Below are 21144 nucleotides of genomic sequence, written 5' to 3'. Positions count from 1 at the left end.
TATGCTTTATCTATATGACGGCTCACTTGATGTCCCGACTATTTTAAAAGAGTGGTACGAGCAGGAAGCAGACAGTAACTACGGCGCATATATACCGTTTGTTGGAACCGTAAGAAGCGAAGATAATATAGAGGGTCTTAGTTTTGACATTTATGAGCCGATACTCCGTAGTTGGTTTGAGGCGTGGCAACAAAGGATAAGGGCAAAGGGCGCTGTTATAAAAATGGCGCACTCCAGAGGCGATGTAATGCTTCATGAATCCTCGTACATCGCAGCAGTTTTCTCTCCAAAACGCCGTGTTGCGCTAGAGTTTATAGATGAGTTTGTAGAGGATTTTAAAGCATCTGCGCCGATTTGGAAATATGATTTAAAGAACGGAAAAAGAATCTATGCACTTGATCGTTCTACAGCTATAAAAGGGAGCGGCTTATTATCTTAAGAATAAGCCGCCTTTGGTCGCCACAGCGGCGTAAGCGAAGTTTAGGGACTTTGTTCCTAAACGGGGCTAACAAATGGAGGTTTCCTTCATTTTACTAGGTGCCCTTTGAGGGTATGCAATAAAATTAAGGATTTTTAAAATGAGTCTATTATCGTATGAAACAAGCCAGAATATGCTCGATTTGTTGCATGTTAATTCTGGGCGAACCGAGAATGTGGCACTTAACGCATCCCTTGGAAGAGTTTTGGCGGAGGATATAACAGCAGAGTATAACGACCCTCAGTTTCCAACCGCTTCGATGGACGGATATGCCGTAATACACTCAGATTTGCAGAATGAAGTTATATCGATAGTTGGGGATAACCCTGCAGGAAGCGATGAAAAAAGAACTATTAAAAGCGGAGAGTGTATAAAAACTTTTACAGGCTCGATGATGCCTCACGGAGCAGATACTTTAATCCAGATAGAAAACGTTACCGTAGAAGATGGGAAAATCATCATAAACGAGAGCGTACCTCTTGGCAATGCGGTCCGTCCGATAGGAGAGGGGTATAGAGCAGGAGACGTACTTATAAAAAAAGGGGCAAAAATCGGCTTTGTCGAAATCGGCGTTATGGCGGCACTCAACCATGTGATGGTAAAAGTTGCGCTCAAGCCTCGTGTTGCAGTTGTATCAACAGGAAGCGAAATTTTGGATCTCGGTGTAAACAGCGACAACCCCGCTCAGATAAGAAGCTCAAACAACTATACTCTTGCGGCGCTTTTTGAACAAGCAGGAGCCGAAGTTGTACAGCTTGGAACGGTTGGTGATGATAAAAACCTTATTATGCAGACGTTTCAAAACGCGCTCTCAAGTGCCGACATTGTAGTAAGTACGGGTGGTGTGAGTGTTGGAGATTACGACTTTGTAAAAGATATAGTTCCGCGCCTTGGTGCAGAGGTTATCTATAAGGGTGTAGCGATAAAACCGGGTAAGCATATTCTAGTCGCGCAAAAGGGTGAGAGATTTGTTTTGGCACTTCCCGGGTTTGCATACTCCTCAACCGTAACGGCTATTCTTTATGTGCTGCCTCTTATTGCAAAGATGCTCGGACGTGAGAGCGCTTATAAAACTGTGGCGGCGAAGCTCGGCGAAGATTTTACAAAAAGAAGCAGGCTTACGGAATTTACAGCGTGTAACGTAGTTGTCGAAGATGGCGAATATTTTGTAAACTTCAAGGGAAAAAAAGTTGGAAGTTCGGCGATACTCACCAACATGTTAGATTCAAGCGCCCTAATGATTGCGGGTGAGGATGACGAAAACCTCTCAGAGGGTACTTTTGTAAACGTTATTCTTCTGGATAATTTTTAGAATAGTTTCGGCTGAAGCTCTTTTAACTTGTAGCTTTTTCTATGAATCTCGGAGTAGCCATGCTTTTTAATCATCTCTACATGCAGAGCGGTTCCGTACCCCTTGTGTTTTTCCAGCTGATACTGCGGATATTTTTTAGCAAGCTCCAATATATCTCTGTCGTGAGTAACTTTTGCCAAAATAGAAGCGGCACTTACCTCTGCAACTTTGCCGTCTGCTTTTACCATTGTTTTAAGACCGCTAACACCAAATGCGGAGTTTCCGTCAAACAGGTACTCACTACATGTTAGATTTTTCATAATCTCTACAAGAGCTCTTTTTATGCAGACAGAAACACCAAAATCATCAATATCTTTTGCAGAGAATTTTACTATATGGTAGGTGGAATTTTTGACTATCAGCTCAAAGAGAGCCTCTCTCTTCTTCTCGGTCAGCTTTTTTGAGTCGTTTAAACCATCTACATGTACGTTTAAAATACATCCTGCAACAACCAAATCTCCCGCCAGCGGACCGCGCCCCGCCTCATCAATACCGCATAACATATACTCATCCTTAATTTCATTTATATTTTTATCAAATCCCTGCAACTAAATTTACACCTTAATCTCCAATAGCCCAAATATCAAATGGAATCATCTCTACATGCGAGAGCGGGTGACTCATGCTCCCCTCTGTGCTCATGGTAACTGCCGTTACCTTTTTAATCTGATAGGTAAAGAGAAATGCCTCAATCGCTTCCATCTTTTTAAAAAGTGTTCTCTCATCTGCAAAAGGCATTCCTAGTATAACCTCGTCACTCTCTGGCAGATAAAAATCAATCCCATCATCATAGAAGGCTTCGCTGTTTGATTTTAAAAGTTCTAAATATATCATATTTTCAAAAAGTTTGCTAAATTGTTTATCTATTGTAAGGGCTGATTTTAATGAGATATCGCAGAGATATATTTTTCTGATAGCCTTTGGATGGTCTATTTTTTGAAGCTGATGGATATACCCTTTTGAACTTAGAGTCTCAAAGGATGAGTATAGTTTGTCTTTGGATATTTTTTTCGTCTGTTTGAGTCTCTCATATATGGAGTATGGAGAGAGCTTTTGCGCCATCATTTTTGTACAGAATATAAGAATATCAAGCTCCATAAGTATAAGCGTATTTTTTAGGGTTTTTTGAAGATAGATAATCCTCCCGTCACTGTTGATTTTGTGCATTGATGGAAAGCCGCCTAGTTTGAAAAAATGGTTCAGTGCAGTTGAGTCATATTTATGTTCATAAGCCAAAAACTCCTCATAATCAAGCGGATAGAGTTTTACGCTTTTCAAGAAATCTATCTCATGGTGCACTTCGCTGCAGATGATAAGCTGTGGCACGTTTACGATTTTAATCTCAGGAGTGTAGTTGTCAAGAACAAGAGTGTTTATCTTATATTTGTTGCAAAAATCAAAAAGCGTTTTGTTGAGTTCTTCTATATCTATACGCAAATCCATGCAGTCTATATAGAGGTAGCTGCTCTTTTTAAGCCCAAAAAGGTAGTTTTTTACAAGTTTTGTCTTTCCGCATTGAGAAATTCCATTTATCTGATAGCTCGTAGCAGATATAAGCACCTTATCCTTGCTGAAACTATCAGATTTATAAGTGGGCGTTTCCAAAAAGAGTTTTCTAAAGTGGAACTTGTCCAAAATGATATCGGTTTTATATAATTCTTCTAGTAAAATTTCCATACCGTAATTCTACAGTTTCCTTATTAAAAGGAAATAAATTTGGACAAATTTCAAATTTTGACCCATATATTCTTGATATATAGAGATAGTTTGGATACAATTCCGCTCCCTTAACATAGTTAGGCTTGACCTGACGAGTTCTTTAGAAGGAAAAACATGGAAAAAATTCGTTTAAAATTGAAAGCTTATGATCATCGTGTACTTGATAGATCTGTAGCATCAATCGTAGAGGCTGTTAAGCGTACAGGCGCGGTAATTCGTGGTCCAATACCTTTACCAACAAAGATTCGTAAATATACAGTTTTAAAATCTCCGCACGTAAACAAGAGTTCGCGTGAGCAGTTTGAAATTCGTATGCACGCTAGAGTAATTGATATCGTTTCTGCAACGCCGGAAACTGTAGATTCTCTAATGAAACTAGATCTTGCCCCAGAAGTGGACGTCGAAGTTCGCTCTATGGATAAGTAGGAGGTCATCGTGGAATATATTGTTGAAAAAATCGGTATGAGCCGTACTATCACAGTTCCTAGTAAGCCTGTAACTCTTTTAAGAGTATTGGACGCTAAGGTTTGTGAAGTTAATAATGATGCTGCTATTGTTGCGTACAAGAGCGGTAAAAAAATGAATAAGTCAATTGAAGGTCAGCAAAAGAAATACAACCTTTCATCTGAGTTTAACCGTTTTGTTACTTTAGAAGTAGCAAACACTGAAGCTGGTGATTTAGACTTAACACCTTTGGCAGAAGCTAAAGTTGTAAAAGCTACATTTACTACAAAAGGTCGTGGTTTTACCGGTGCTATGAAGCGTTGGAATTTCTCCGGTGGTCCTGCTGAACATGGTCACAGATTTGGCCGTAGAACAGGTTCTATCGGTAATGCAGAGTGGCCAGGTCGTGTTATGAAGGGCAAGAAAATGCCTGGACAATATGGTAATACACAAAATAGTGTAAAAAATGAGATCATCTCTTTTGATACTGAAAACAAAATCATTGCTGTTGTTGGTTCAGTTTCTGGAGCTAATGGTTCTTTAGGTCGTGTAAAGGTAGCTAAATAATGAGCGCAATAGTTCTAAATGAAAAAATGGAAAAAGCTTCTGAGTTAGCACTACCGGAGAGTTTTTCTGGTATTAACCCTCATAACTTATATCTATATGTTAAGTCTGCGCAAGCAGCAATGAGAGCCAACAGTGCATCAGCTTTGACTCGTGCAGAAGTTAGAGGCGGCGGTAAAAAGCCATGGGCTCAAAAAGGCGGCGGTCGCGCTCGTGCCGGTTCACGTCGTTCCCCTGTATTTGTTGGTGGCGGTAAAGCGTTTGGTCCTAAAAACAACCGTAATTATGACCTTAAAGTTAATAAGAAGCAAAAAAAACTTGCTCTTAACTTTGCTCTGGCAGAACATGCGCAAAAAGGCAGTCTGTTCATAGTTGACAGTATTGAAATTGCATCTGGTAAAACAAAAGATGCTGTGGCAATGTTTAAAGCGTTAAACCAAAGAGACACTCTTTTTGTAAAAACTGTTTTAGATGAACAAACTTATTTAGCATTTCAAAACATTTCAAGCACTTACCTGATTGAAGAGAATGAATTGAATGCTTATTTAGCTGCGAACTATCGTTCACTTGTGATCGAGAAAGCGGTATGGGAAAATCTTGTAGGAGAGGCTAAATAAATGGCAGATATTACAGATATTAAATCTATACTCTATACAGAGAAGACTTTAGGTGTGCAAGAAGATGGAATCATCGTTGTGCAAACTTCTCCTCGTATGAGTAAAACTGGTCTTAAAGAGGTTTTTCGTGAGTATTTTGGAATTATTCCAACAAGAATTAACTCACTTAATCAAAGCGGAAAAATCAAAAAGTTCCGTGGCATGACAGGGAAGCAGAATGACTTTAAAAAGTTCTATGTTAAGTTACCTGAAGGTGCACAAATAGAAAGCTTGGCGGTGTAATATGGCAATAAAAACTTATAAACCAACAACCCCGTCTCGTCGTTTTTATACGAACGTAGAAAATAGTGACATTACTTCTAAGGCAAGTGTTCGTTCGTTGCTTGTTAAACTTCCGGCATCAGCAGGAAGAAACAATAACGGACGTATTACATCTCGCCATAAAGAAGCTGGAGCTAAAAAACTTTATCGTATTATCGATTTCAAAAGAGATAAATTTGGTATTGCTGGTACAGTAAGCACAGTTGAGTATGATCCATACCGTAACTGTCGTATCGCTCTAGTAACATATGTTGATGGCGATAAGAGATATATTCTTTTACCAAAAAATTTGAATGTAGGCGATGCAGTTATGTCTGCTGAATCCGGCATTGATATTAAACCTGGTAATGCAATGAAACTTATGAATATCCCTGTGGGTACATCTGTTCATAATGTTGAGTTAAAAGTAGGCAAAGGCGGACAAATGGTTCGTTCAGCTGGAACTTCTGCTCAAATTATGGGTCGTGATGGCAAGTATGTTTCACTTCGTATGCCTTCATCTGAAATGCGTTTAGTATTGGGTGAGTGTATGGCTACTGTAGGAACTGTCGGAAACGAAGAGTATATCAATATCGTTCTTGGTAAAGCAGGTCGTACTCGTCATATGGGTATCCGTCCTCAAACTCGTGGTTCTGCGATGAACCCAATCGATCACCCGCACGGTGGTGGTGAAGGTAAAACGAACTCAGGTCGTCATCCAGTTACTCCATGGGGTAAACCAACGAAGGGTTCAAAAACTCGTCGTAAAAAAGCAAGTGATAAACTTATTATTACTCGCCGTAAATCTAATCCGAAGAGGTAGTTAAATGGCAAGAAGTGTAAAAAAAGGTCCATTTGTTGATGATCATTTAATGAAGAAAGTAGTTGCAGCCAAAGCTGAAGGTAATAAAAAACCTATTAAGACTTGGTCTCGCAGAAGTGTTATTCTGCCAGATATGGTTGGACTGACTCTTAACGTTCATGATGGTCGCAAATTCGTTCCAGTATTTGTTTCAGAAAACCATATTGGTTATAAATTAGGTGAATTCGCACCGACTCGTACATTTAAGGGCCATAAGGGCTCTGTACAGAAGAAAGGTTAATCATGGCTAGAGCATTATTAAAATTTATCCGTGTTTCACCTATGAAATCTCGCCTTATTGCAAGAGAGATTCAAGGTATGAACGCTGAAGCGGCATTGGCAGCTTTAGAGTTTACACCAAACAAAGCAGCAAAAATCATTGCTAAAGTAGTTGCATCAGCAGTTGCTAACAGCGGCAGTGAAGCTAGCGATTGTACAGTAACATCATGCCGTGTTGATAATGGTCCAGTGCTAAAGAGATTTCGTCCGAGAGCTCGTGGTATGGCATCTGGTATTAGAAAGCCGACAGCGCATATTTTAGTAGAAGTAGAGGGTAAATAGTATGGGACAAAAAGTTAATCCTATTGGTTTACGTCTTGGTATCAACCGCAATTGGGAAAGCAGATGGTTTCCTGATTTTAAGACTGCAGCAGTCTCATTAGGCGAAGATTACAAGATTCGTACATATTTGAAAAAAGAACTTTACTATGCGGGTGTTTCCAACATTATCATAGAGAGAACAGCTAAAAGACTTCGTGTAACAATTATTGCTGCACGCCCTGGTATCATTATTGGTAAAAAGGGTTCAGATATTGAGAAGCTTAAAGATACTCTACAGTCTCTTGTAGGTAAACCTATATCAGTAAATATCAAAGAAGAGAAAAAAGCTCAAATTTCTTCTCAGCTTGTTGCAGAAAACGTTGCTACTCAATTAGAGCGCCGTGTTGCATTTAGACGTGCTATGAAAAAAGTTATGCAGAATGCGCAAAGAGGCGGAGCTAAAGGTATTAAAGTATCTGTAAGCGGTCGTCTTGGCGGAGCTGAAATGGCTCGTACTGAGTGGTACTTAGAGGGACGTGTTCCTCTTCATACACTTCGTGCAAAAATAGACTACGGTTTTGCTGAAGCGCACACTACATACGGTTGTATCGGTGTTAAAGTTTGGATATTCAAAGGTGAGGTTCTCACAAAAGGTATCCCGGCAGAAGTAAAAGAAGAGCAGCAAAAAGAGGGTGCTCGTCGCCCTAAACGTGCTCCTAAACGCGAAAATAGCGGAAAGGCTGAATAATCATGTTGATGCCTAAGAGAACTAAATATCGTAAGATGATGAAGGGTCGTAACCGTGGTTACGCTCGTTCAGGTTATACGTTGGCATTCGGTGATATTGCTCTAAAAGCAGTAGAAGCTGGACGTATCAACTCTCGTCAGATTGAGTCGGCTCGTATATCAGCTACTCGTCACATCAAAAGAAATGGTAAGATTTGGATTCGTGTATTCCCAGCTAAACCATTAACTGCAAAACCTCTTGAAACTCGTATGGGTAAAGGCAAGGGCTCAGTTGATCAATGGGTAATGAACATTAAACCAGGTCGTATAATTTTTGAAATGGCCGGTGTTCCGGAAGAGCTTGCTCGTGAAGCGCTTACTCTTGCAATGCACAAATTGCCATTCAAAACAAAAATAATTACTGCGGAGATGAGCAATGAAATATTCTGATTTAGCAGATAAAACTGTAGCAGAGCTTCAGGCAATGCTAAAAGAGAAAAAGACTCAACTCTTTACTCTAAAAATTAAAAGACAGATGATGCAACTACAAAACACTAGCGAACTTAGTATCGCTAAAAAAGATGTTGCTAGAATCAACACTGCACTCAGTGCAGCGAAATAGGGGCTGGCGATGACACATAAACGTGAAATTCAAGGTAGCGTAGTTAAAATTTCAGGTGACAAAACAGCGAGTATTGTTGTTGAGCGCCGTGTAATGCATCCTCGTTACCATAAAGTTGTAAAGCGCTTCAAAAAGTACCTAGTACATGATGAGCGCAATGAGTTAAAAGTTGGAGATCAGATTATTGCAATCGAGTGTCGCCCACTTTCTAAGACTAAATCATACAGACTTAAAACAGTAATACTAGGAGCTAAATAATGATCCAAGCGTTTACTCGTCTAAATGTAGCTGATAATACAGGTGCAAAAGAAGTTATGTGTATTAAGGTACTTGGCGGTTCTAAGCGTCGTTATGCAAGAGTAGGTGATGTTATCATTGCCTCAGTAAAAAAAGCGACACCAACTGCTAAAGTTAAAAAAGGTAAAGTTGTAAAAGCTGTTGTTGTTAGAACAAGTAAAGAGATTCACCGCGAAAACGGTTCTCTTATCCGTTTCGATGATAATGCAGCTGTTATACTTGATGACAAGAGAGAGCCGGTTGGCACTCGTATTTTCGGACCAATCGCTCGTGAAGTACGTTATGGCGGTTTTATGAAAATCGTATCTCTTGCGCCGGAGGTTGTTTAATGGCAAAGTTAAAATTTAAAAAAGGCGATACTGTAGAGATCATCGCCGGTGACGATCGTGGAACTAAAGCTACTGTACTTGCAGTATTACCAAAGAAAAACAAGGTAATAGTTGAGGGTTGCAAAATTGCTAAGAAAGCTATCAAACCTACAGAAGATAACACTAAAGGCGGACATATCAATAAAGAGATGCCTATAGATATTTCAAATGTTCGTAAAGTGGAGGCATAATTATGGCTCGTTTAAAAGAAAAATATTTAAGCTTAAAATCTGAATTGCAAGCAGACCTCGGGATAAAAAATCCAATGCAGACTCCTGCATTAGATAAAATTATTATCTCTGTTGGTGCAGGTTTCGCAATGAAAGATAACAAGCTTATCCAAAACATTGAAGATACTATTACTAAAATTGCCGGTCAAAAAGCAAGTACTGTAATAGCAAAGAAATCAGTTGCTGGTTTTAAGGTTCGTGAAGGTATGCCTGTTGGTATCCGTGTAACACTACGCGGAGAAAAAATGTATAACTTCTATGATCGTCTAGTTTCTATAGCTCTTCCACGTGTAAAAGACTTCCGTGGTGTTCCAAGAAACGGTTTTGACGGTCGCGGAAACTACAACTTTGGATTGCAGGAGCAATTGATTTTCCCGGAAATCAGTTATGACTCTATCATGCAAATTCATGGTATGAACATCACAGTTGTTACAACTGCTGATTCTGACAAGGCAGGCTTTGCTCTTCTAGAGAAAATGGGTATGCCTTTTAGTAAAGGAAGCAACTAATGGCTAAGAAATCGATGATTGTTAAAGCAGCAAGAGAGCCGAAGTTTAAAGTTCGTGGTTACACTAGATGTCAGATTTGTGGTCGTCCACACTCTGTAATCCGTGACTTCGGAATATGTCGTGTATGCTTTAGAAAAATGGCAAATGAGGGATTAATCCCAGGCGTTAGAAAGTCAAGCTGGTAAGCATTAGCTCCCGCTTGAAACTTCTAGTGATTAGCAAAGGAAAAAAATGATAAATGATTTAGTATCGGACGCGTTAACTCGTATTCGTAATGCTGGTATGAGAAGATTAGATGTTACTACTCTTGTTCACTCTAAGAGTGTTGAAGCGTTAGCAAACATATTAGTTGAAAAAGGTTATATTGAGAGCTCTAACGTTGTTGAAGACGGCGTTAAAAAAACTATCAATGTTGTATTAAAATACAGTGATAACGGTAAATGTGTTATTAATGAAATGAAGAGAGTATCTAAGCCTGGCCGTCGTGTATACAAGGGCAAGGAAGAGATTAAACGTTTCAAAAATGGTTACGGAACTATTATTGTTAGTACATCACATGGCGTTCTACCAAACGATAAAGCTTATGCTCTTGGTCTTGGTGGTGAAGTTATGTGTACAGTTTGGTAGGAGGGAAATAACATGTCAAGAATTGGTAAATTACCTATACAATTTGCATCTGATATCAAAGTAAGTGCAAACGGAAATGTTATAACTTTTGCTAAAGGCAAAAATAGTGTTGATTTAGATACAAAGGGAAATGTTGGTTTCAATTTAGACGGCGACGTTTTAACTTTTGCTACTCTTTCAGATTCTCGTACACACAGAGCTTTCTGGGGAACTTATCGTGCATTAGCTCAAAATATCGTAACTGGTTTAACAACTGGTTATACAAAAGCTTTGGAGATCAACGGTGTTGGTTACCGTGCTGCCGTTAATGGTAAAGTACTTAACTTGCAACTCGGTTTTTCACACGATATCAACTATGAATTGCCAGAAGGCATTGAAGCAGTAGTTGAGAAGAATGTTATTACTCTTAAAAGCCATGACAAGCAAGCGCTTGGTCAAAGTGCAGCTGAGATAAGATCATTCCGTCCGCCAGAGCCTTACAAAGGTAAGGGTGTTAAATACGCTGAAGAGCATATCGTGCGTAAAGCCGGTAAAACTTCTAAGAAATAAGGAAGGAGTATAAATGAATGCTAAAGTATTAAAAAGCAAATTGGCTAATCGTTTAAAACGTAAACGCCGTATTCGTGCAAAAATATCTGGTAGTGCTTCACTTCCTCGTGTTTCTGTATTTCGTTCAAATCGTTATTTGAGTGTACAAGCTATTGATGATGTTACAGCTACTACATTGGCTGCAATCAACTCAAAAGCAACTGGTCATAAAGCAAACAAAGAGGGTGCAGCCGCACTTGGTGAAGTATTCGCTGCTACACTGAAAAAAGCTAACATTTCTGAGATTGTATTTGATCGTAATGGTTACCAATACCACGGTGTTATAGCTGCATTTGGTGACGCACTTCGTGCAAACGAAATTAAGTTCTAGGGGTTAAGATGGAAATCAATAGAGAAGATTTTGAAGAATCAATTGTTAATATAGGCCGTGTTACAAAAGTTGTAAAAGGCGGACGTCGTTTCCGTTTTACAGCGCTTGTAGTTGTTGGTGATAAAAAAGGTACTATCGGTTTTGGTGCTGGAAAAGCGAAAGAAGTTCCAGATGCTATTAAAAAAGCTGTAGATAATGCGTTTAAAAACCTAAGCAAAGTTAGTATCAAAGGTACTACAATTGCACACGATATTGAGCATAAGTACAATGCAAGTCGTGTTCTTTTAAAGCCTGCATCAGAAGGTACAGGAGTAATCGCGGGTGGTGCTACTCGTCACGTTCTTGAACTTGCAGGTATTAAAGACATCCTTACAAAGTCAATCGGTTCAAACAATCCAGGTACACTAGTGCGCGCTACGGTTGAAGCACTAGGTCGTTTAAAAGGATAGAAAATGGGTATTGAAAATTTAACGCCTGCTGAGGGTTCTACTTCAAATCGTAAAAGAGTTGGACGTGGATGTGGTTCAGGAATGGGTAAGACTTCTACACGTGGTGGAAAAGGTCAGACTGCTCGTTCTGGTAGCTCAAGAAAAAGAAACTTTGAAGGTGGACAAACTCCACTTGCAAGAAGATTACCAAAGATTGGATTTACATCTCGTGTTGTAAAACCATACGTAATCAACGTAGATAAAATCAAAGTAGTTGCAGAGTTGAGCGAAATTACTATGGATAGCATCCGTGGTGTTCATAAGATTGCTGCTAGTGTGACGAAAGTTAAGTTAGTTGGTGCTTCTGCTAAAGAATTGGCATCAAAAATTAAAGACGACAACGTTACTACTACAGGTAAATAGCCGTGAATAAAAATCTAGTTAATAAGATATTTATTACTATCGGGTTTTTATTCATTTATCGCCTACTGGCATACGTGCCGGTTCCAGGCGTTGACGCTGCTGTTATAGCTTCCTTCTTCGATTCTCACCAATCAGACGCACTAGGTCTATTCAATATGTTTAGCGGCAATGCTGTTGAGAGAATGTCAATCATAGCTCTTGGAATCATGCCTTACATCACAGCTTCAATTATTATGGAGCTTTTAGCTGCTACATTTGCCCCTCTTGGACAGATGAAAAAAGAGCGTGACGGAATGGTAAAGTATATGCAAATTATTCGCTATGCGACAATTGTTATTACCATAATTCAAGCAATAGGTATAAGTGTCGGACTTCAGAGTTTAACGGGACCTAATGGTAACAGCGCAATATTAATTGATCACAACACATTTATCATACTTTCTGCTATCTCGATGTTGGCTGGAACAATGCTTCTTATGTGGATTGGTGAACAAATTACGCAAAACGGCATAGGCAACGGTATATCTTTGATTATTTTTGCAGGAATTGTCTCGGCTATTCCAAGCTCTATCGGTCAAATGATAACAATGGTCAATACAGGTGCCATGAGCTTCTTAACTGTAATCGCAATTCTGACTCTGATTTTTGGAACTGTTGCGATTATTATTTATGTTGAACTTGGTGAGCGCCGTGTACCTGTCACATATGCTAAAAAAGTTATGATGCAAAATCAAAATAAGAGAGTTATGAACTATATTCCTATCAAAGTGAACTTATCAGGCGTTATTCCTGTTATCTTCGCAAGTGCGATATTAATGTTTCCTATGACTGTTTTATCTAGCAGCAGCAATCCTACGATTATTGCAATTGCAGATTATCTGAATCCAAATAGTTATTTCTTTAACTTTTTGACATTTCTTTTTGTTGTTTTCTTTGCATTTTTCTATGCATCAATTACTTTTAATTCAAAAGATATTGCAGAAAATTTGAAAAAACAGGGCGGTTTTATTCCTGGTATTCGTACTGGAAATGCAACGTCAGAATTTTTAAATGCAACAGCCAGTAATTTAACTTTTACAGGTGCGCTTTATCTTGGATTGGTTGCTACGCTGCCGTTTATGATTATAAAAGGAATGGGTGTCCCGTTCTTTTTTGGCGGAACTGCTGTTTTAATTGTCGTTCAGGTTGCACTTGATACGATGAGAAAGATTGAGGCTCAAATTTACATGAGTAAATATGAGACGTTAAGTGCAGTTGGTCTCTAAGTAATGGCCATCGTGCTAAGAAAACCTCAAGAGATTGAGAAGCTTCGTGCTGCCAACAAAATTGTCGGCGGTGCGTTAGAATTACTAAGACAAAATACAAAAGTAGGGATTTCTTTAAAAGAACTTGATGCACAGGCTGAGGAGTATATCCGCTCTCATGGTGCAAAACCATCTTTTAAGGGTCTCTACGGCTTTCCGAACTCCGTCTGCACATCACTTAATCAAGTAATCATTCACGGTATTCCAACTGACTATAGACTCCAGGAGGGTGATATTATCGGGTATGATATCGGAACAGAACTTGATGGGTGGTTTGGTGATGCTGCTATAACCGTTCCTGTTGGCAAAGTAAGCGCTAAAGATGAAGAGTTAATCGCATGCGCGAAAGATTCTCTGTATGAGGCTATTGCAGCCATAAAAGTAGGAATGAGGTTTAAAGAGCTCTCGGCAGTTTTGGAAAAATCGATTTGCTCAAGAGGTTTTGTGCCATTGCATAGTTTTTGTGGACATGGCATAGGCAGAAAACCTCATGAAGAGCCTGAGATACCAAATTATCTTGATGGAATAGACCCAAAAGGCGGCCCAAAGATAAAAAACGGAATGGTTTTTTGTCTGGAGCCGATGATTTGTCAAAAAGAGTCAAAACCGCTTATTTTAGAGAATAATTGGGATGTTGTTAGTGCCGATGGTTTACGCGGCTCACACTACGAGCATACCGTTGCAATTGTCAATGGTAAAGCTGAAATTTTATCTCTGGCTTGAGAAAAAAAGGATTAAAATGGCTAAATCAGATGTTATCGAAGTTGATGGCAAGATTATAGAGGCTTTGCCAAATGCAACATTCCGTGTTGAGTTAGAAAACGGACATATTATTTTATGTCATATAGCAGGTAAAATGCGTATGCACTATATCAAAATATTACCGGGTGATAAGGTAAAACTCGAGCTAACACCATACTCTCTTGACAAGGGTCGTATCACCTATAGATACAAGTAATAGAGGTTAAAACCTCTCTTACACTTCAATTGGGCGGTTTTAAAATTGCAAAATCTTTGCATTTTTAAAACCGAACTTTTTATAAAAAATATACCAAGTTGGCGAAGCTTCAAAAACGGTTTCTGCGGATATCAATATTTCATCCTCACTATTTAAAGCAAACTTCTCTATAAGATTCTCTCTAAGTTCACTATCGCTTCTAAGTGTAAAGTCATCAAAAAATAGGTCTGTATGCTCAAATGAGATGAGCTTTTGCGATTTCTCTGTTTTATGCTCATTGCTAATTAAAAGAGATGGATTGTACTTAATTTCAAATGTTCCGTCTTTTGAGGGTTTAGACTCTTTGGTAGAGATAAAATCATGATATTTAAATACCCAAGCCATATATCCGCCATCAAGTATCGTCACATCTTCAAATCCGTGTTGGATTAGTATAAACGCCAAATAAGTTGAGTTTAGAGAATCTTGCTTTTGATTTCTTGTATAAATGACTACTTTTGAGTTTTTATTTATACCAAGTTTTGTAAGCTCTTTTTGTACATTTTTGCTAAAATTATCTGCCATTCTTGTCTGTTTGTCTTTAATAAAAATTGAGATATCAAGATGAAGTGCGCCGTTTACATGGCTATACTCATAGGCGGAGCGTTTACTTATGTCAAGAAGAATCAGGTTTTGCTCTTTAAGAATGTTTTTTAGTTCATGCGGCTTGATAAATGCATCATATGCGATAGCATTAAAAGTCAGTAGAAGTGATATTAAGAGATGTTTCATTGCTGTTTTTAAAAAGTTTGAGTATTTCTAAATTCTGATATTTCCGTCTCTACCATCTCGTTTATCATAATCTTGAAAAGATCAGATATCATATTTGGCGATACGTCGGCTTTTATTGCTGAGTGACGTACTTTTTGCAAGATGTAGTCCACTCTGTCTTCTGCCTTAACCTCTTCAATGCTATTCTTAAACAATGCTGCCTGACGCACAAGATGGCTTCTTTTGGATATAAGTTCAACGATTAAATCATCGATTTTATCTATCTCTTGTCTTACTTCTTCGAGCGAATTGCACTTTTTTACTTTTGACATCTAGTTTCTCCATTTCAAGTGAGATATGTTAGCCAAAAAGAGATAATAGTTTAATTATCGGATTCTAAATAACGACTTTATATAAACTTATTATGCCATATTAAACCCTCTCCTGTAGGCTTCTTCTATAGAGAGAGTTTTGTCTTTATAGTCGATGATATCACCTATTACAATCTCTATTTCGCGCCCCTTAGAAGGGTTTTTTATTGCAGACAACAGTATCTCATCCGCTTTTGAACGTATATAAACGGGAAGAATCGGAAGCCTGTTTTTGATGGCAATAATTTGAGAGCCCTCTTTAAACTCAGTAAGCTCCAAGCCTGTTTTATTTCTTGTTCCCTCAGGAAAGATAAAAATTGAGTTTCCTTCTTTTACGCAGTTTTTTATATCTTTAAAAAAACCGCTCATCTGTGAGGCTTCACGGTCGAGAAGAATTGTTCCTGCATTTCTTGTAAATTTACCAAAAAATAGCGAGTCGTAGAGCTCTTTTTTTGCTATCCAATATCCGAAAATAGAACTGTGCCTGGTTGCAATTTCAATAGTTAGAGGGTCGATTATGCTTCTGTGATTTGAGATTAGCAGATATTGACCCTCTTGTGGAAGCTTCTCTTCGTTTATAATTTTTATTTTTATGTTTAGTTTGTTTAGCAGAGTGCTTGCATACTCTATTCGGGCTTTTTTCTTCCCTTTTGAATCTTTTATATTTGTGAGCTTAAATCCGTAGTAGTTTGTAAGAATGGTAGAGTAGAGAGCCATTTTAATCTGGTTAAATGTCAAAAGTCGTTCCTTGAAAGTTTAGTTTGGCTTGATAATTTTTTTTATCTCTTTTGGCAGATGAGCAAAAGGAAGTGACTTTAGCCCCTCTTTTACACCGTTTTCAAAAACCATAACATCTACCGTCATCTTTGTTGGGTAAAATCTTATAATATTATATGAGACTTTTTCTAAAACAAAAGATATCTCTTTGTCTGTTAGCTCTATGCTTTTTTTATTTTTTGCCATTTTAGCTCTTGAGATATATTCCGGTATCTTTAACCTCGATATCTCCGCTCTCCTGAAGAGCGGTAAGCGAGCGTTTAAACTCTTTTTTGCTAAGCCCAAACATGTCGACAATCAGCTCGGCGTCGCTTTTGTAGTTGTATGGCATTGTGCCGCCGCTACGCTTTAAAAGAGAGATAATTTTTTCTAGGGAAGCATCTTTTTTCTTCGCTCCGCTGGATTGGAGAGTCAAGTCTATACAGCCATCTTTTCTAACGGTTTTAACATATGCTTTTCTGCTGCTTCCTATCTCGATCTTCTCAAAAATTTCGTTGTGATATATCAAACCCTCGTATTTGTCATCTACGATACACTTAAATCCAAGCGGAGTTTTTGCAATAATGAGTATCTCAGCCTCTTTGTGCGGAGCAAGCCCTTTTGGTCTTTTGTCAAAAAAGTCGCCAAGTTTCTCGCTTCCTACAAGTCTGTGCGTTCTCTCATCATAAACTACTCTTAAAAATCTTTTATCGCCGACTTTAAATGGTGTTTTTTGAAACATGTTTGGAACGAAGAGATCTTTTGCAAGACCCCACTTTACAAATGCTCCAAAGGGTGCTACATCTACAACCTCAAAAAGTGCAAATTCATCAAGCATCGCTTTTGGCTTTAGCGTTGTTGCTATAAGTCTGTCTTCTGAGTCCGTATATAAAAATACCTCTAATAGGGTATCGTCTTGCATCTCGTCGGTTACGTAAGCCTGCGGAAGCAGGACATCTTTTTCGTCTAGGGATTCTAAAAATATGCCGTGGGGAGTGTGTCTGTCTACGCGGAGACAGTTTATCCGCCCCAGCTCTAGGTGTTGGTTTTGTAACATGTTGTTTCCTTGTTATTCCGTCTATCTCAAAATGTTTGAGAATTTAATCCGACATTATATCTCTTTTTAAACAAGAGAGAGGAGTACAACCAAAAGAACCGGCGGCGTAACAATGAGACCGAATTTTGTGTATGACCAAAAATCAATCTTAACACCTTTTTTGTTTAATGTGTGAAGCCATAAAAGCGTAGCAAGCGAGCCAAACGGAGTCATTTTTGGTCCTAAGTTACAGCCGATAATATTTGCGTAAATCATAGCTTCGTTAGCGATATCTTTTAGAGCAATATCCATAATCATAATTGTCGGCATGTTGTTCATAACAGCCGATAGTATTGCCGCTAAAAAACCTGTTCCAACAACGGCAACAACCTCGCTCTGTGTGTTAAGATAGAGTAAAATTTCACTAAGATAGTCTGTGAGCCCCTCATTCTTAAGCCCGTAAACAACGATGTAGAGTCCAAGTGAGAACCATACAACCTGCCAAGGAGCATTTTTTATAATATGCTTTGGCTCTACACTCTTTGTGTAGCTTGCGATTGCCAAAAAGATAATCGCGCCTCCAAGAGCAAATGCTGATATCGGTATATGATACGCATCACCGATGAAATAACTAGAGAGCAAAATCGCCAAAAAGAGCCAGCTAAAGTTAAATAACGCCCTGTTTTTTATAACTTCTTCGGGTTTTTTAAGCAGGCTGACATCAACACTCTTTGGAATATCTTTGCGCAGAACAATCCATAGAACCAACATGCTGATAAGCGTGCTTACAAAAAACGGAAAAATCATATTTGAGAAAAAATCTCCAAAACCTATGTTGAAGTAGTTTGCCGTTACGATGTTTGTCAGGTTTGAAAATACAAAAGGCAGAGACGCGCTGTCGCTTATAAATCCACCTGCCAGTAAAAATGCGAGGATTGTTTTTGCATTTAGTCTGAGTATGTGCATTTTAGCAAGCAATATAGGAGTTAAGATGAGCGCTGCTCCGTCATTTGCAAATACCGCAGAAACAAATGCGCCAAGAATGATGGAGTAGAAGAACATTCTGGTTCCGCTGCCTTTTGAGAGCTTTGCCATCTTAAGCGCCGCCCACTCGAAAAATCCTATCTCATCCAAAACCATGGAGAGAATAATAATCCCTATAAAAGCAAGCGTAGCGTCCCAAATAATGTCAAATACCGCTCCAACGTCGCTAAAGTTTACCACTCCAAAAAGAAGTGCGACAACTGCGCCCGCCATTGCGGTAGTGCCGATTTGCAGTCCTCGCGGTTGCCAGATAACAAAGATGAGTGTTATAAGAAAAATGCCAAATGCGAGCAGCATGTTATGATAACTCAGTTTTTACAATAGGGAGCAGAGTGGTTTTTATCTCGTTATATGTTTTAACAAACTCCTCATACTCTTTGCCATCAGGATCAACAAAACCAACATGTATAACCTTTGTCTGTTTTGGAAAAATAGGGCAGGACTCTTTTGCGTTATCGCAAACCGTTACAACCAAATCAAAATCTACATGTAGAACTTCTTCAAGAGTTTTTGAGTGGTACTCATCTCTCCACGCGCCGTTTGTTTCTAATACTTTTTTTGCAAATGGATTTACTCTTGCGCTCGCTCTAACACCGGCACTCTGAGCACTTACACCGTCAATATACCTGTTTATCAATGCCTCTGCGATTATTGAGCGGCAGCTGTTTCCAGTGCATAATACTAAAACTTTCTTACTCATTTTTACACCCTTTGTTTAATAACGGTATCTTTATATCCGAACAGACAATCTCCTTTAGGATTGATTGTCTAAACTCATCAATGGGCGCTCTTACGCTGTAGTACGCCCATCTGCCTCGTCTGTCCACTTTTAAAAAGCCTGCATCTTTTAAAATTTTGAGGTGTCTTGATATGCGAGATTGAATCATTGAGAACGAATTTTCGATATCACATACGCACACTTCGCCGTTTGTGTTTATAAAGTGTAGTATCTCGACTCTCGTGGCATCATTTACTGCGCCGATGGTATTTAAAAATATATCCATTGCCAACACCTAATTTAAAAAATTGCAAAATTGTAGCAAAATATAAATAATATATCAAGATATATTGATATATAAAGAGTGTCATAATTATGTCAATCTTAAAAATATTTTTACTTCAAATAGGCTAAGAATATAAACAGAGCAATTTGATACTATTCGATAATAGATATCAAATAAGGAAAAAATATGTTTAAGATTATTGTAGAAAAAGAGTGCAGCTGCTTCAAAAAGAGCAACTTGGTAAACGGTTTAGAGATGGAGTCTAAAGATGAGGCGCTACTAAAGTCGATTGAGATGAGAAATTTGATGAATGACGAATTTTGCGGCAAACACAGCTTTAAAGTTCAAGAGGCACAGGATAGCTTCGTAATCGCGATAAGCGACTCAACAAGCAACGGCTGTTGCGGTGGCGGATGCGGAAGTCACTAAGACTTCCCCCCCTCAGAGCTTAGTCGTAGAGATAAAATCTGTTATATCTTATAATAGTGCTCAAATCTTTAGTGTACTTCTCCCCGATTTCAGAATATCTATCAAGTTTTTCAACTAGTTTGTAAGGGTCGTTCGTCTTCATTTTTAATTTTCTAAACTCCCTAAATGCGCTTGAGCGTCCAAGTGTTATGTAGTAGTCTCTCACAGACTCTTCGATGCTTCCATACTGTTTGAGCCAAATTGTCTGATTCCCCCGCTGCTGCGATGCTGCAATCCTCGGCTCTTTTTTGCTAAACGACCAGACTCCGTAGAGGTTATTAGCCTCTTTAAAAAATCTTGACTCACCCCATGCACTCTCCATCGCCGCCTGAGCAATGGCAATACTTTTTGGATGAGGTTTTAGGGCCATAAGCAGCTCTTTATCGGTTCTTACTTTGTAGCTTTTTTTCAGGTTTAATATTTTTTTTGCATAATGGTAGTTGTCTATATTATTAGAGATATCTTCATATTGGGCTTCTAGCTCTTTGTAGACCTTATTTATGGCAGGCACAACCAGATTTGAAAATCGCTCTTTTTTTCCGTCTAATTTAAATAGATTCTCAACAGGTTTTTTCTCAACTGCTGTTACAGGTTTTGGCTTTTTCGGTTCTGACTTTGGAAGGGTGTCGTATATAAATATAAGTAACAGAGTCGTTAAAAAAATCAGTGATAAGTTGTTTTGTAAATATTTCAAATTAAAAATTCCATGTTTTGTTTTTTTGTGTAAACGCCAGGCATTGCGCGCTCGAAATCATTATTTGTCGAGTGGATAAAGGTGGCTGCATGTAAAATCATCGCGTTATTATGCCAAAAAAATAGTTTTACTTCTAAAATTGAAATATTTAGTTAAACTTGTAAAAATAATTTAAGAAGGTAAAAGATGTTGCTTAATATATCACTTTTGCTAGTCGGAGGTGTCTACTGGTACCTTAGCGGACACTACATCCCCGCAATTATCGGCTTGATTCTGATTCTTAGTTTATATAACGACGCTCTCTATTTTGCCTCTTTGGTCATCGCAGCTACGGCAATTAGTTCGATTATATACTTTTTTTGGATTGACGTATACGCATATATGGGAGATGAAGAGAGTCTGCAATACGGCATAGGCGTTATCTACATGTTAGTTCTCTTTTTAAAGGCAAAAAGCATATTTGACTCAGATAGAATCTCTTTGTAGCGGGAACTTTTGCTTAGAATAGGAATGAAATATCTCCATTCTGAATTATTCTCTAAATTTTTATCAGTACATAACGCTAAGAATATGTCATTTTGCAATAATTTTTAAATAACTAAATTAAAGAGCCACTTGCAGATTCCCACAAACAACCAATAATTTAAGCTAATTTAAATTTTAAAAAGCCTTTTGAAATCGTGTAAATGGTATAATTTTTTACCAAAAAAACAATACAAAACATCAATCAAATAG

General features: G+C 38.4%; 38 protein-coding genes. 27 read left to right on the top strand and 11 right to left on the bottom strand.

Features of this window, described 5'->3' with window-relative positions; all coding sequences use genetic code 11:
* The first annotated feature begins 1 nt into the window (after position 1).
* Both K0A91_RS08510 and glp read left to right on the top strand, forming a co-directional pair.
* A complete protein-coding gene (locus tag K0A91_RS08510) occupies positions 2-439 on the top strand; it encodes a molybdenum cofactor biosynthesis protein MoaE (RefSeq protein WP_295009758.1) in 438 nt (145 codons plus the stop codon).
* A gap of 139 nt (positions 440-578) precedes the next feature.
* Positions 579-1790 (top strand): gephyrin-like molybdotransferase Glp, encoded by a 1212-nt coding sequence (gene glp / locus K0A91_RS08505; protein WP_295009757.1) that lies wholly within the window; start codon positions 579-581, stop codon positions 1788-1790.
* Here glp and K0A91_RS08500 read toward each other — a convergent pair.
* The gene (locus K0A91_RS08500) at positions 1787-2332 is read right to left on the bottom strand and encodes a ribonuclease HII (RefSeq protein ID WP_295009764.1); all 546 of its coding nucleotides are present in this window, start codon (positions 2330-2332) and stop codon (positions 1787-1789) included. The genes glp and K0A91_RS08500 overlap by 4 nt on opposite strands.
* 58 nt (positions 2333-2390) lie before the next feature.
* Positions 2391-3506 carry an ATP-binding protein gene (locus tag K0A91_RS08495; RefSeq protein ID WP_295009756.1) on the bottom strand — a complete coding sequence of 372 codons (1116 nt, stop codon included), beginning with the start codon at positions 3504-3506 and terminating at the stop codon, positions 2391-2393.
* A gap of 156 nt (positions 3507-3662) precedes the next feature.
* Here K0A91_RS08495 and rpsJ point away from each other — a divergent pair, with 156 nt between their 5' ends.
* Genes rpsJ through infA form a run of 23 tightly spaced genes read left to right on the top strand, consistent with a single transcriptional unit; the run spans position 3663 to position 14286 of the window.
* On the top strand, positions 3663-3974 hold the full coding sequence (rpsJ, locus tag K0A91_RS08490; RefSeq protein WP_295009755.1) for a 30S ribosomal protein S10: 312 nt from the start codon (positions 3663-3665) through the stop codon (positions 3972-3974).
* Between the two features lie 9 nt (positions 3975-3983).
* Positions 3984-4559: a 50S ribosomal protein L3 gene (rplC, locus tag K0A91_RS08485; RefSeq protein WP_295009754.1), complete on the top strand. Its 576-nt coding sequence runs from the start codon at positions 3984-3986 to the stop codon at positions 4557-4559.
* Positions 4559-5173, top strand: coding sequence for a 50S ribosomal protein L4 (gene rplD, locus K0A91_RS08480; RefSeq protein WP_295009753.1), 615 nt, complete (start codon positions 4559-4561; stop codon positions 5171-5173). Before rplC ends, rplD begins: the two co-directional genes overlap by 1 nt.
* Positions 5174-5455: a 50S ribosomal protein L23 gene (locus tag K0A91_RS08475; RefSeq protein ID WP_295009752.1), complete on the top strand. Its 282-nt coding sequence runs from the start codon at positions 5174-5176 to the stop codon at positions 5453-5455.
* Position 5456: 1 nt separating this feature from the next.
* Positions 5457-6296 (top strand): 50S ribosomal protein L2, encoded by an 840-nt coding sequence (gene rplB / locus K0A91_RS08470; RefSeq protein ID WP_295009751.1) that lies wholly within the window; start codon positions 5457-5459, stop codon positions 6294-6296.
* Between the two features lie 4 nt (positions 6297-6300).
* Positions 6301-6576, top strand: a complete 276-nt coding sequence (gene rpsS, locus K0A91_RS08465) for a 30S ribosomal protein S19 (RefSeq protein ID WP_295009750.1) — start codon at positions 6301-6303, stop codon at positions 6574-6576.
* A 2-nt stretch (positions 6577-6578) separates the two neighbouring features.
* Positions 6579-6896, top strand: coding sequence for a 50S ribosomal protein L22 (gene rplV, locus K0A91_RS08460; RefSeq protein WP_295009749.1), 318 nt, complete (start codon positions 6579-6581; stop codon positions 6894-6896).
* A 1-nt stretch (position 6897) separates the two neighbouring features.
* Complete coding sequence (rpsC, locus tag K0A91_RS08455; protein ID WP_295009748.1) at positions 6898-7623, top strand: 30S ribosomal protein S3; 726 nt, start codon at positions 6898-6900, stop codon at positions 7621-7623.
* A 2-nt stretch (positions 7624-7625) separates the two neighbouring features.
* Complete coding sequence (gene rplP / locus K0A91_RS08450; RefSeq protein WP_295009747.1) at positions 7626-8051, top strand: 50S ribosomal protein L16; 426 nt, start codon at positions 7626-7628, stop codon at positions 8049-8051.
* The gene (rpmC, locus tag K0A91_RS08445; protein ID WP_295009746.1) at positions 8038-8223 is read left to right on the top strand and encodes a 50S ribosomal protein L29; all 186 of its coding nucleotides are present in this window, start codon (positions 8038-8040) and stop codon (positions 8221-8223) included. The genes rplP and rpmC overlap by 14 nt, the downstream gene beginning before the upstream one ends.
* A 9-nt stretch (positions 8224-8232) precedes the next feature.
* Entirely contained in the window at positions 8233-8481 is a 249-nt protein-coding gene (gene rpsQ / locus K0A91_RS08440; RefSeq protein ID WP_295009745.1) for a 30S ribosomal protein S17, read from the top strand.
* Positions 8481-8849 (top strand): 50S ribosomal protein L14, encoded by a 369-nt coding sequence (rplN, locus tag K0A91_RS08435; RefSeq protein ID WP_295009744.1) that lies wholly within the window; start codon positions 8481-8483, stop codon positions 8847-8849. The genes rpsQ and rplN overlap by 1 nt, the downstream gene beginning before the upstream one ends.
* Positions 8849-9079, top strand: coding sequence for a 50S ribosomal protein L24 (gene rplX, locus K0A91_RS08430; protein ID WP_295009743.1), 231 nt, complete (start codon positions 8849-8851; stop codon positions 9077-9079). The genes rplN and rplX overlap by 1 nt, the downstream gene beginning before the upstream one ends.
* Positions 9080-9081: 2 nt before the next feature.
* Positions 9082-9627: a 50S ribosomal protein L5 gene (rplE, locus tag K0A91_RS08425; protein WP_295009742.1), complete on the top strand. Its 546-nt coding sequence runs from the start codon at positions 9082-9084 to the stop codon at positions 9625-9627.
* Positions 9627-9812, top strand: coding sequence for a type Z 30S ribosomal protein S14 (locus K0A91_RS08420; protein ID WP_011371935.1), 186 nt, complete (start codon positions 9627-9629; stop codon positions 9810-9812). Before rplE ends, K0A91_RS08420 begins: the two co-directional genes overlap by 1 nt.
* 46 nt (positions 9813-9858) lie before the next feature.
* Positions 9859-10254, top strand: a complete 396-nt coding sequence (gene rpsH / locus K0A91_RS08415; RefSeq protein WP_295009741.1) for a 30S ribosomal protein S8 — start codon at positions 9859-9861, stop codon at positions 10252-10254.
* A 12-nt stretch (positions 10255-10266) separates the two neighbouring features.
* Positions 10267-10803 (top strand): 50S ribosomal protein L6, encoded by a 537-nt coding sequence (gene rplF / locus K0A91_RS08410; RefSeq protein ID WP_295009740.1) that lies wholly within the window; start codon positions 10267-10269, stop codon positions 10801-10803.
* Between the two features lie 13 nt (positions 10804-10816).
* Entirely contained in the window at positions 10817-11173 is a 357-nt protein-coding gene (rplR, locus tag K0A91_RS08405; RefSeq protein WP_295009739.1) for a 50S ribosomal protein L18, read from the top strand.
* 8 nt (positions 11174-11181) lie between these two features.
* A complete protein-coding gene (rpsE, locus tag K0A91_RS08400; RefSeq protein ID WP_294929651.1) occupies positions 11182-11622 on the top strand; it encodes a 30S ribosomal protein S5 in 441 nt (146 codons plus the stop codon).
* A 3-nt stretch (positions 11623-11625) separates the two neighbouring features.
* On the top strand, positions 11626-12024 hold the full coding sequence (gene rplO, locus K0A91_RS08395; RefSeq protein WP_295009738.1) for a 50S ribosomal protein L15: 399 nt from the start codon (positions 11626-11628) through the stop codon (positions 12022-12024).
* A 2-nt stretch (positions 12025-12026) separates the two neighbouring features.
* Positions 12027-13289, top strand: a complete 1263-nt coding sequence (gene secY, locus K0A91_RS08390) for a preprotein translocase subunit SecY (RefSeq protein WP_295009737.1) — start codon at positions 12027-12029, stop codon at positions 13287-13289.
* Positions 13290-13292: 3 nt separating this feature from the next.
* Positions 13293-14051, top strand: a complete 759-nt coding sequence (map, locus tag K0A91_RS08385; protein ID WP_295009736.1) for a type I methionyl aminopeptidase — start codon at positions 13293-13295, stop codon at positions 14049-14051.
* A gap of 16 nt (positions 14052-14067) precedes the next feature.
* Positions 14068-14286, top strand: coding sequence for a translation initiation factor IF-1 (infA, locus tag K0A91_RS08380; protein WP_008338996.1), 219 nt, complete (start codon positions 14068-14070; stop codon positions 14284-14286).
* Between the two features lie 39 nt (positions 14287-14325).
* Here the strand turns inward: infA and K0A91_RS08375 are convergent, their stop codons facing one another.
* The 8 genes from K0A91_RS08375 to K0A91_RS08340 form a co-directional block, all read right to left on the bottom strand.
* A complete protein-coding gene (locus K0A91_RS08375) occupies positions 14326-15057 on the bottom strand; it encodes a rhodanese-like domain-containing protein (RefSeq protein WP_295009735.1) in 732 nt (243 codons plus the stop codon).
* An 8-nt stretch (positions 15058-15065) separates the two neighbouring features.
* A complete protein-coding gene (locus tag K0A91_RS08370) occupies positions 15066-15368 on the bottom strand; it encodes a chorismate mutase (RefSeq protein ID WP_295009734.1) in 303 nt (100 codons plus the stop codon).
* Between the two features lie 90 nt (positions 15369-15458).
* On the bottom strand, positions 15459-16145 hold the full coding sequence (locus tag K0A91_RS08365) for a lysophospholipid acyltransferase family protein (RefSeq protein WP_295009733.1): 687 nt from the start codon (positions 16143-16145) through the stop codon (positions 15459-15461).
* A gap of 18 nt (positions 16146-16163) precedes the next feature.
* A complete protein-coding gene (locus K0A91_RS08360) occupies positions 16164-16370 on the bottom strand; it encodes a hypothetical protein (protein ID WP_295009732.1) in 207 nt (68 codons plus the stop codon).
* Position 16371: 1 nt separating this feature from the next.
* The gene (locus K0A91_RS08355; RefSeq protein WP_295009731.1) at positions 16372-17220 is read right to left on the bottom strand and encodes a S1-like domain-containing RNA-binding protein; all 849 of its coding nucleotides are present in this window, start codon (positions 17218-17220) and stop codon (positions 16372-16374) included.
* Positions 17221-17286: 66 nt separating this feature from the next.
* On the bottom strand, positions 17287-18540 hold the full coding sequence (locus tag K0A91_RS08350; RefSeq protein ID WP_295009730.1) for an arsenic transporter: 1254 nt from the start codon (positions 18538-18540) through the stop codon (positions 17287-17289).
* A gap of 1 nt (position 18541) precedes the next feature.
* The gene (locus K0A91_RS08345; RefSeq protein WP_295009729.1) at positions 18542-18943 is read right to left on the bottom strand and encodes an arsenate reductase ArsC; all 402 of its coding nucleotides are present in this window, start codon (positions 18941-18943) and stop codon (positions 18542-18544) included.
* A complete protein-coding gene (locus K0A91_RS08340) occupies positions 18936-19247 on the bottom strand; it encodes a metalloregulator ArsR/SmtB family transcription factor (RefSeq protein WP_295009728.1) in 312 nt (103 codons plus the stop codon). The genes K0A91_RS08345 and K0A91_RS08340 overlap by 8 nt, the downstream gene beginning before the upstream one ends.
* A gap of 186 nt (positions 19248-19433) precedes the next feature.
* Here K0A91_RS08340 and K0A91_RS08335 point away from each other — a divergent pair, with 186 nt between their 5' ends.
* Complete coding sequence (locus K0A91_RS08335) at positions 19434-19676, top strand: hypothetical protein (protein ID WP_295009727.1); 243 nt, start codon at positions 19434-19436, stop codon at positions 19674-19676.
* 19 nt (positions 19677-19695) lie between these two features.
* On the opposite strand, the gene K0A91_RS08330 is transcribed toward K0A91_RS08335, so the two are convergent.
* Positions 19696-20409 carry a glucosaminidase domain-containing protein gene (locus K0A91_RS08330; protein WP_295009726.1) on the bottom strand — a complete coding sequence of 238 codons (714 nt, stop codon included), beginning with the start codon at positions 20407-20409 and terminating at the stop codon, positions 19696-19698.
* Between the two features lie 186 nt (positions 20410-20595).
* On the opposite strand from K0A91_RS08330, the gene K0A91_RS08325 reads away from it, so the two are divergent.
* Positions 20596-20895, top strand: a complete 300-nt coding sequence (locus K0A91_RS08325; protein WP_295009725.1) for a hypothetical protein — start codon at positions 20596-20598, stop codon at positions 20893-20895.
* Positions 20896-21144: the final 249 nt, after the last annotated feature.

The sequence above is a fragment of the Sulfurimonas sp. genome, assembly GCF_019429335.1.
Lineage (GTDB): Bacteria > Campylobacterota > Campylobacteria > Campylobacterales > Sulfurimonadaceae > Sulfurimonas.
The sequence above is the reverse complement of the archived record's forward strand: the minus strand, read 5'-3'. Positions and strand labels throughout refer to the sequence as shown.

What these genes read in the sequence shown, in the direction of transcription:
- K0A91_RS08510 (WP_295009758.1), top strand. Translation starts at nt 2, where the DNA reads ATGCTTTATCTATATGACGGCTCACTTGATGTCCCGACTATTTTAAAA.
- glp (WP_295009757.1), top strand. Translation starts at nt 579, where the DNA reads ATGAGTCTATTATCGTATGAAACAAGCCAGAATATGCTCGATTTGTTG.
- K0A91_RS08500 (WP_295009764.1), bottom strand. Translation starts at nt 2,332, where the DNA reads ATGTTATGCGGTATTGATGAGGCGGGGCGCGGTCCGCTGGCGGGAGAT.
- K0A91_RS08495 (WP_295009756.1), bottom strand. Translation starts at nt 3,506, where the DNA reads ATGGAAATTTTACTAGAAGAATTATATAAAACCGATATCATTTTGGAC.
- rpsJ (WP_295009755.1), top strand. Translation starts at nt 3,663, where the DNA reads ATGGAAAAAATTCGTTTAAAATTGAAAGCTTATGATCATCGTGTACTT.
- rplD (WP_295009753.1), top strand. Translation starts at nt 4,559, where the DNA reads ATGAGCGCAATAGTTCTAAATGAAAAAATGGAAAAAGCTTCTGAGTTA.
- K0A91_RS08475 (WP_295009752.1), top strand. Translation starts at nt 5,174, where the DNA reads ATGGCAGATATTACAGATATTAAATCTATACTCTATACAGAGAAGACT.
- rplB (WP_295009751.1), top strand. Translation starts at nt 5,457, where the DNA reads ATGGCAATAAAAACTTATAAACCAACAACCCCGTCTCGTCGTTTTTAT.
- rpsS (WP_295009750.1), top strand. Translation starts at nt 6,301, where the DNA reads ATGGCAAGAAGTGTAAAAAAAGGTCCATTTGTTGATGATCATTTAATG.
- rplV (WP_295009749.1), top strand. Translation starts at nt 6,579, where the DNA reads ATGGCTAGAGCATTATTAAAATTTATCCGTGTTTCACCTATGAAATCT.
- rpsC (WP_295009748.1), top strand. Translation starts at nt 6,898, where the DNA reads ATGGGACAAAAAGTTAATCCTATTGGTTTACGTCTTGGTATCAACCGC.
- rplP (WP_295009747.1), top strand. Translation starts at nt 7,626, where the DNA reads ATGTTGATGCCTAAGAGAACTAAATATCGTAAGATGATGAAGGGTCGT.
- rpmC (WP_295009746.1), top strand. Translation starts at nt 8,038, where the DNA reads ATGAAATATTCTGATTTAGCAGATAAAACTGTAGCAGAGCTTCAGGCA.
- rpsQ (WP_295009745.1), top strand. Translation starts at nt 8,233, where the DNA reads ATGACACATAAACGTGAAATTCAAGGTAGCGTAGTTAAAATTTCAGGT.
- rplN (WP_295009744.1), top strand. Translation starts at nt 8,481, where the DNA reads ATGATCCAAGCGTTTACTCGTCTAAATGTAGCTGATAATACAGGTGCA.
- rplX (WP_295009743.1), top strand. Translation starts at nt 8,849, where the DNA reads ATGGCAAAGTTAAAATTTAAAAAAGGCGATACTGTAGAGATCATCGCC.
- rplE (WP_295009742.1), top strand. Translation starts at nt 9,082, where the DNA reads ATGGCTCGTTTAAAAGAAAAATATTTAAGCTTAAAATCTGAATTGCAA.
- K0A91_RS08420 (WP_011371935.1), top strand. Translation starts at nt 9,627, where the DNA reads ATGGCTAAGAAATCGATGATTGTTAAAGCAGCAAGAGAGCCGAAGTTT.
- rpsH (WP_295009741.1), top strand. Translation starts at nt 9,859, where the DNA reads ATGATAAATGATTTAGTATCGGACGCGTTAACTCGTATTCGTAATGCT.
- rplF (WP_295009740.1), top strand. Translation starts at nt 10,267, where the DNA reads ATGTCAAGAATTGGTAAATTACCTATACAATTTGCATCTGATATCAAA.
- rplR (WP_295009739.1), top strand. Translation starts at nt 10,817, where the DNA reads ATGAATGCTAAAGTATTAAAAAGCAAATTGGCTAATCGTTTAAAACGT.
- rpsE (WP_294929651.1), top strand. Translation starts at nt 11,182, where the DNA reads ATGGAAATCAATAGAGAAGATTTTGAAGAATCAATTGTTAATATAGGC.
- rplO (WP_295009738.1), top strand. Translation starts at nt 11,626, where the DNA reads ATGGGTATTGAAAATTTAACGCCTGCTGAGGGTTCTACTTCAAATCGT.
- map (WP_295009736.1), top strand. Translation starts at nt 13,293, where the DNA reads ATGGCCATCGTGCTAAGAAAACCTCAAGAGATTGAGAAGCTTCGTGCT.
- infA (WP_008338996.1), top strand. Translation starts at nt 14,068, where the DNA reads ATGGCTAAATCAGATGTTATCGAAGTTGATGGCAAGATTATAGAGGCT.
- K0A91_RS08375 (WP_295009735.1), bottom strand. Translation starts at nt 15,057, where the DNA reads ATGAAACATCTCTTAATATCACTTCTACTGACTTTTAATGCTATCGCA.
- K0A91_RS08370 (WP_295009734.1), bottom strand. Translation starts at nt 15,368, where the DNA reads ATGTCAAAAGTAAAAAAGTGCAATTCGCTCGAAGAAGTAAGACAAGAG.
- K0A91_RS08360 (WP_295009732.1), bottom strand. Translation starts at nt 16,370, where the DNA reads ATGGCAAAAAATAAAAAAAGCATAGAGCTAACAGACAAAGAGATATCT.
- K0A91_RS08355 (WP_295009731.1), bottom strand. Translation starts at nt 17,220, where the DNA reads ATGTTACAAAACCAACACCTAGAGCTGGGGCGGATAAACTGTCTCCGC.
- K0A91_RS08350 (WP_295009730.1), bottom strand. Translation starts at nt 18,540, where the DNA reads ATGCTGCTCGCATTTGGCATTTTTCTTATAACACTCATCTTTGTTATC.
- K0A91_RS08345 (WP_295009729.1), bottom strand. Translation starts at nt 18,943, where the DNA reads ATGAGTAAGAAAGTTTTAGTATTATGCACTGGAAACAGCTGCCGCTCA.
- K0A91_RS08340 (WP_295009728.1), bottom strand. Translation starts at nt 19,247, where the DNA reads ATGGATATATTTTTAAATACCATCGGCGCAGTAAATGATGCCACGAGA.
- K0A91_RS08335 (WP_295009727.1), top strand. Translation starts at nt 19,434, where the DNA reads ATGTTTAAGATTATTGTAGAAAAAGAGTGCAGCTGCTTCAAAAAGAGC.
- K0A91_RS08325 (WP_295009725.1), top strand. Translation starts at nt 20,596, where the DNA reads ATGTTGCTTAATATATCACTTTTGCTAGTCGGAGGTGTCTACTGGTAC.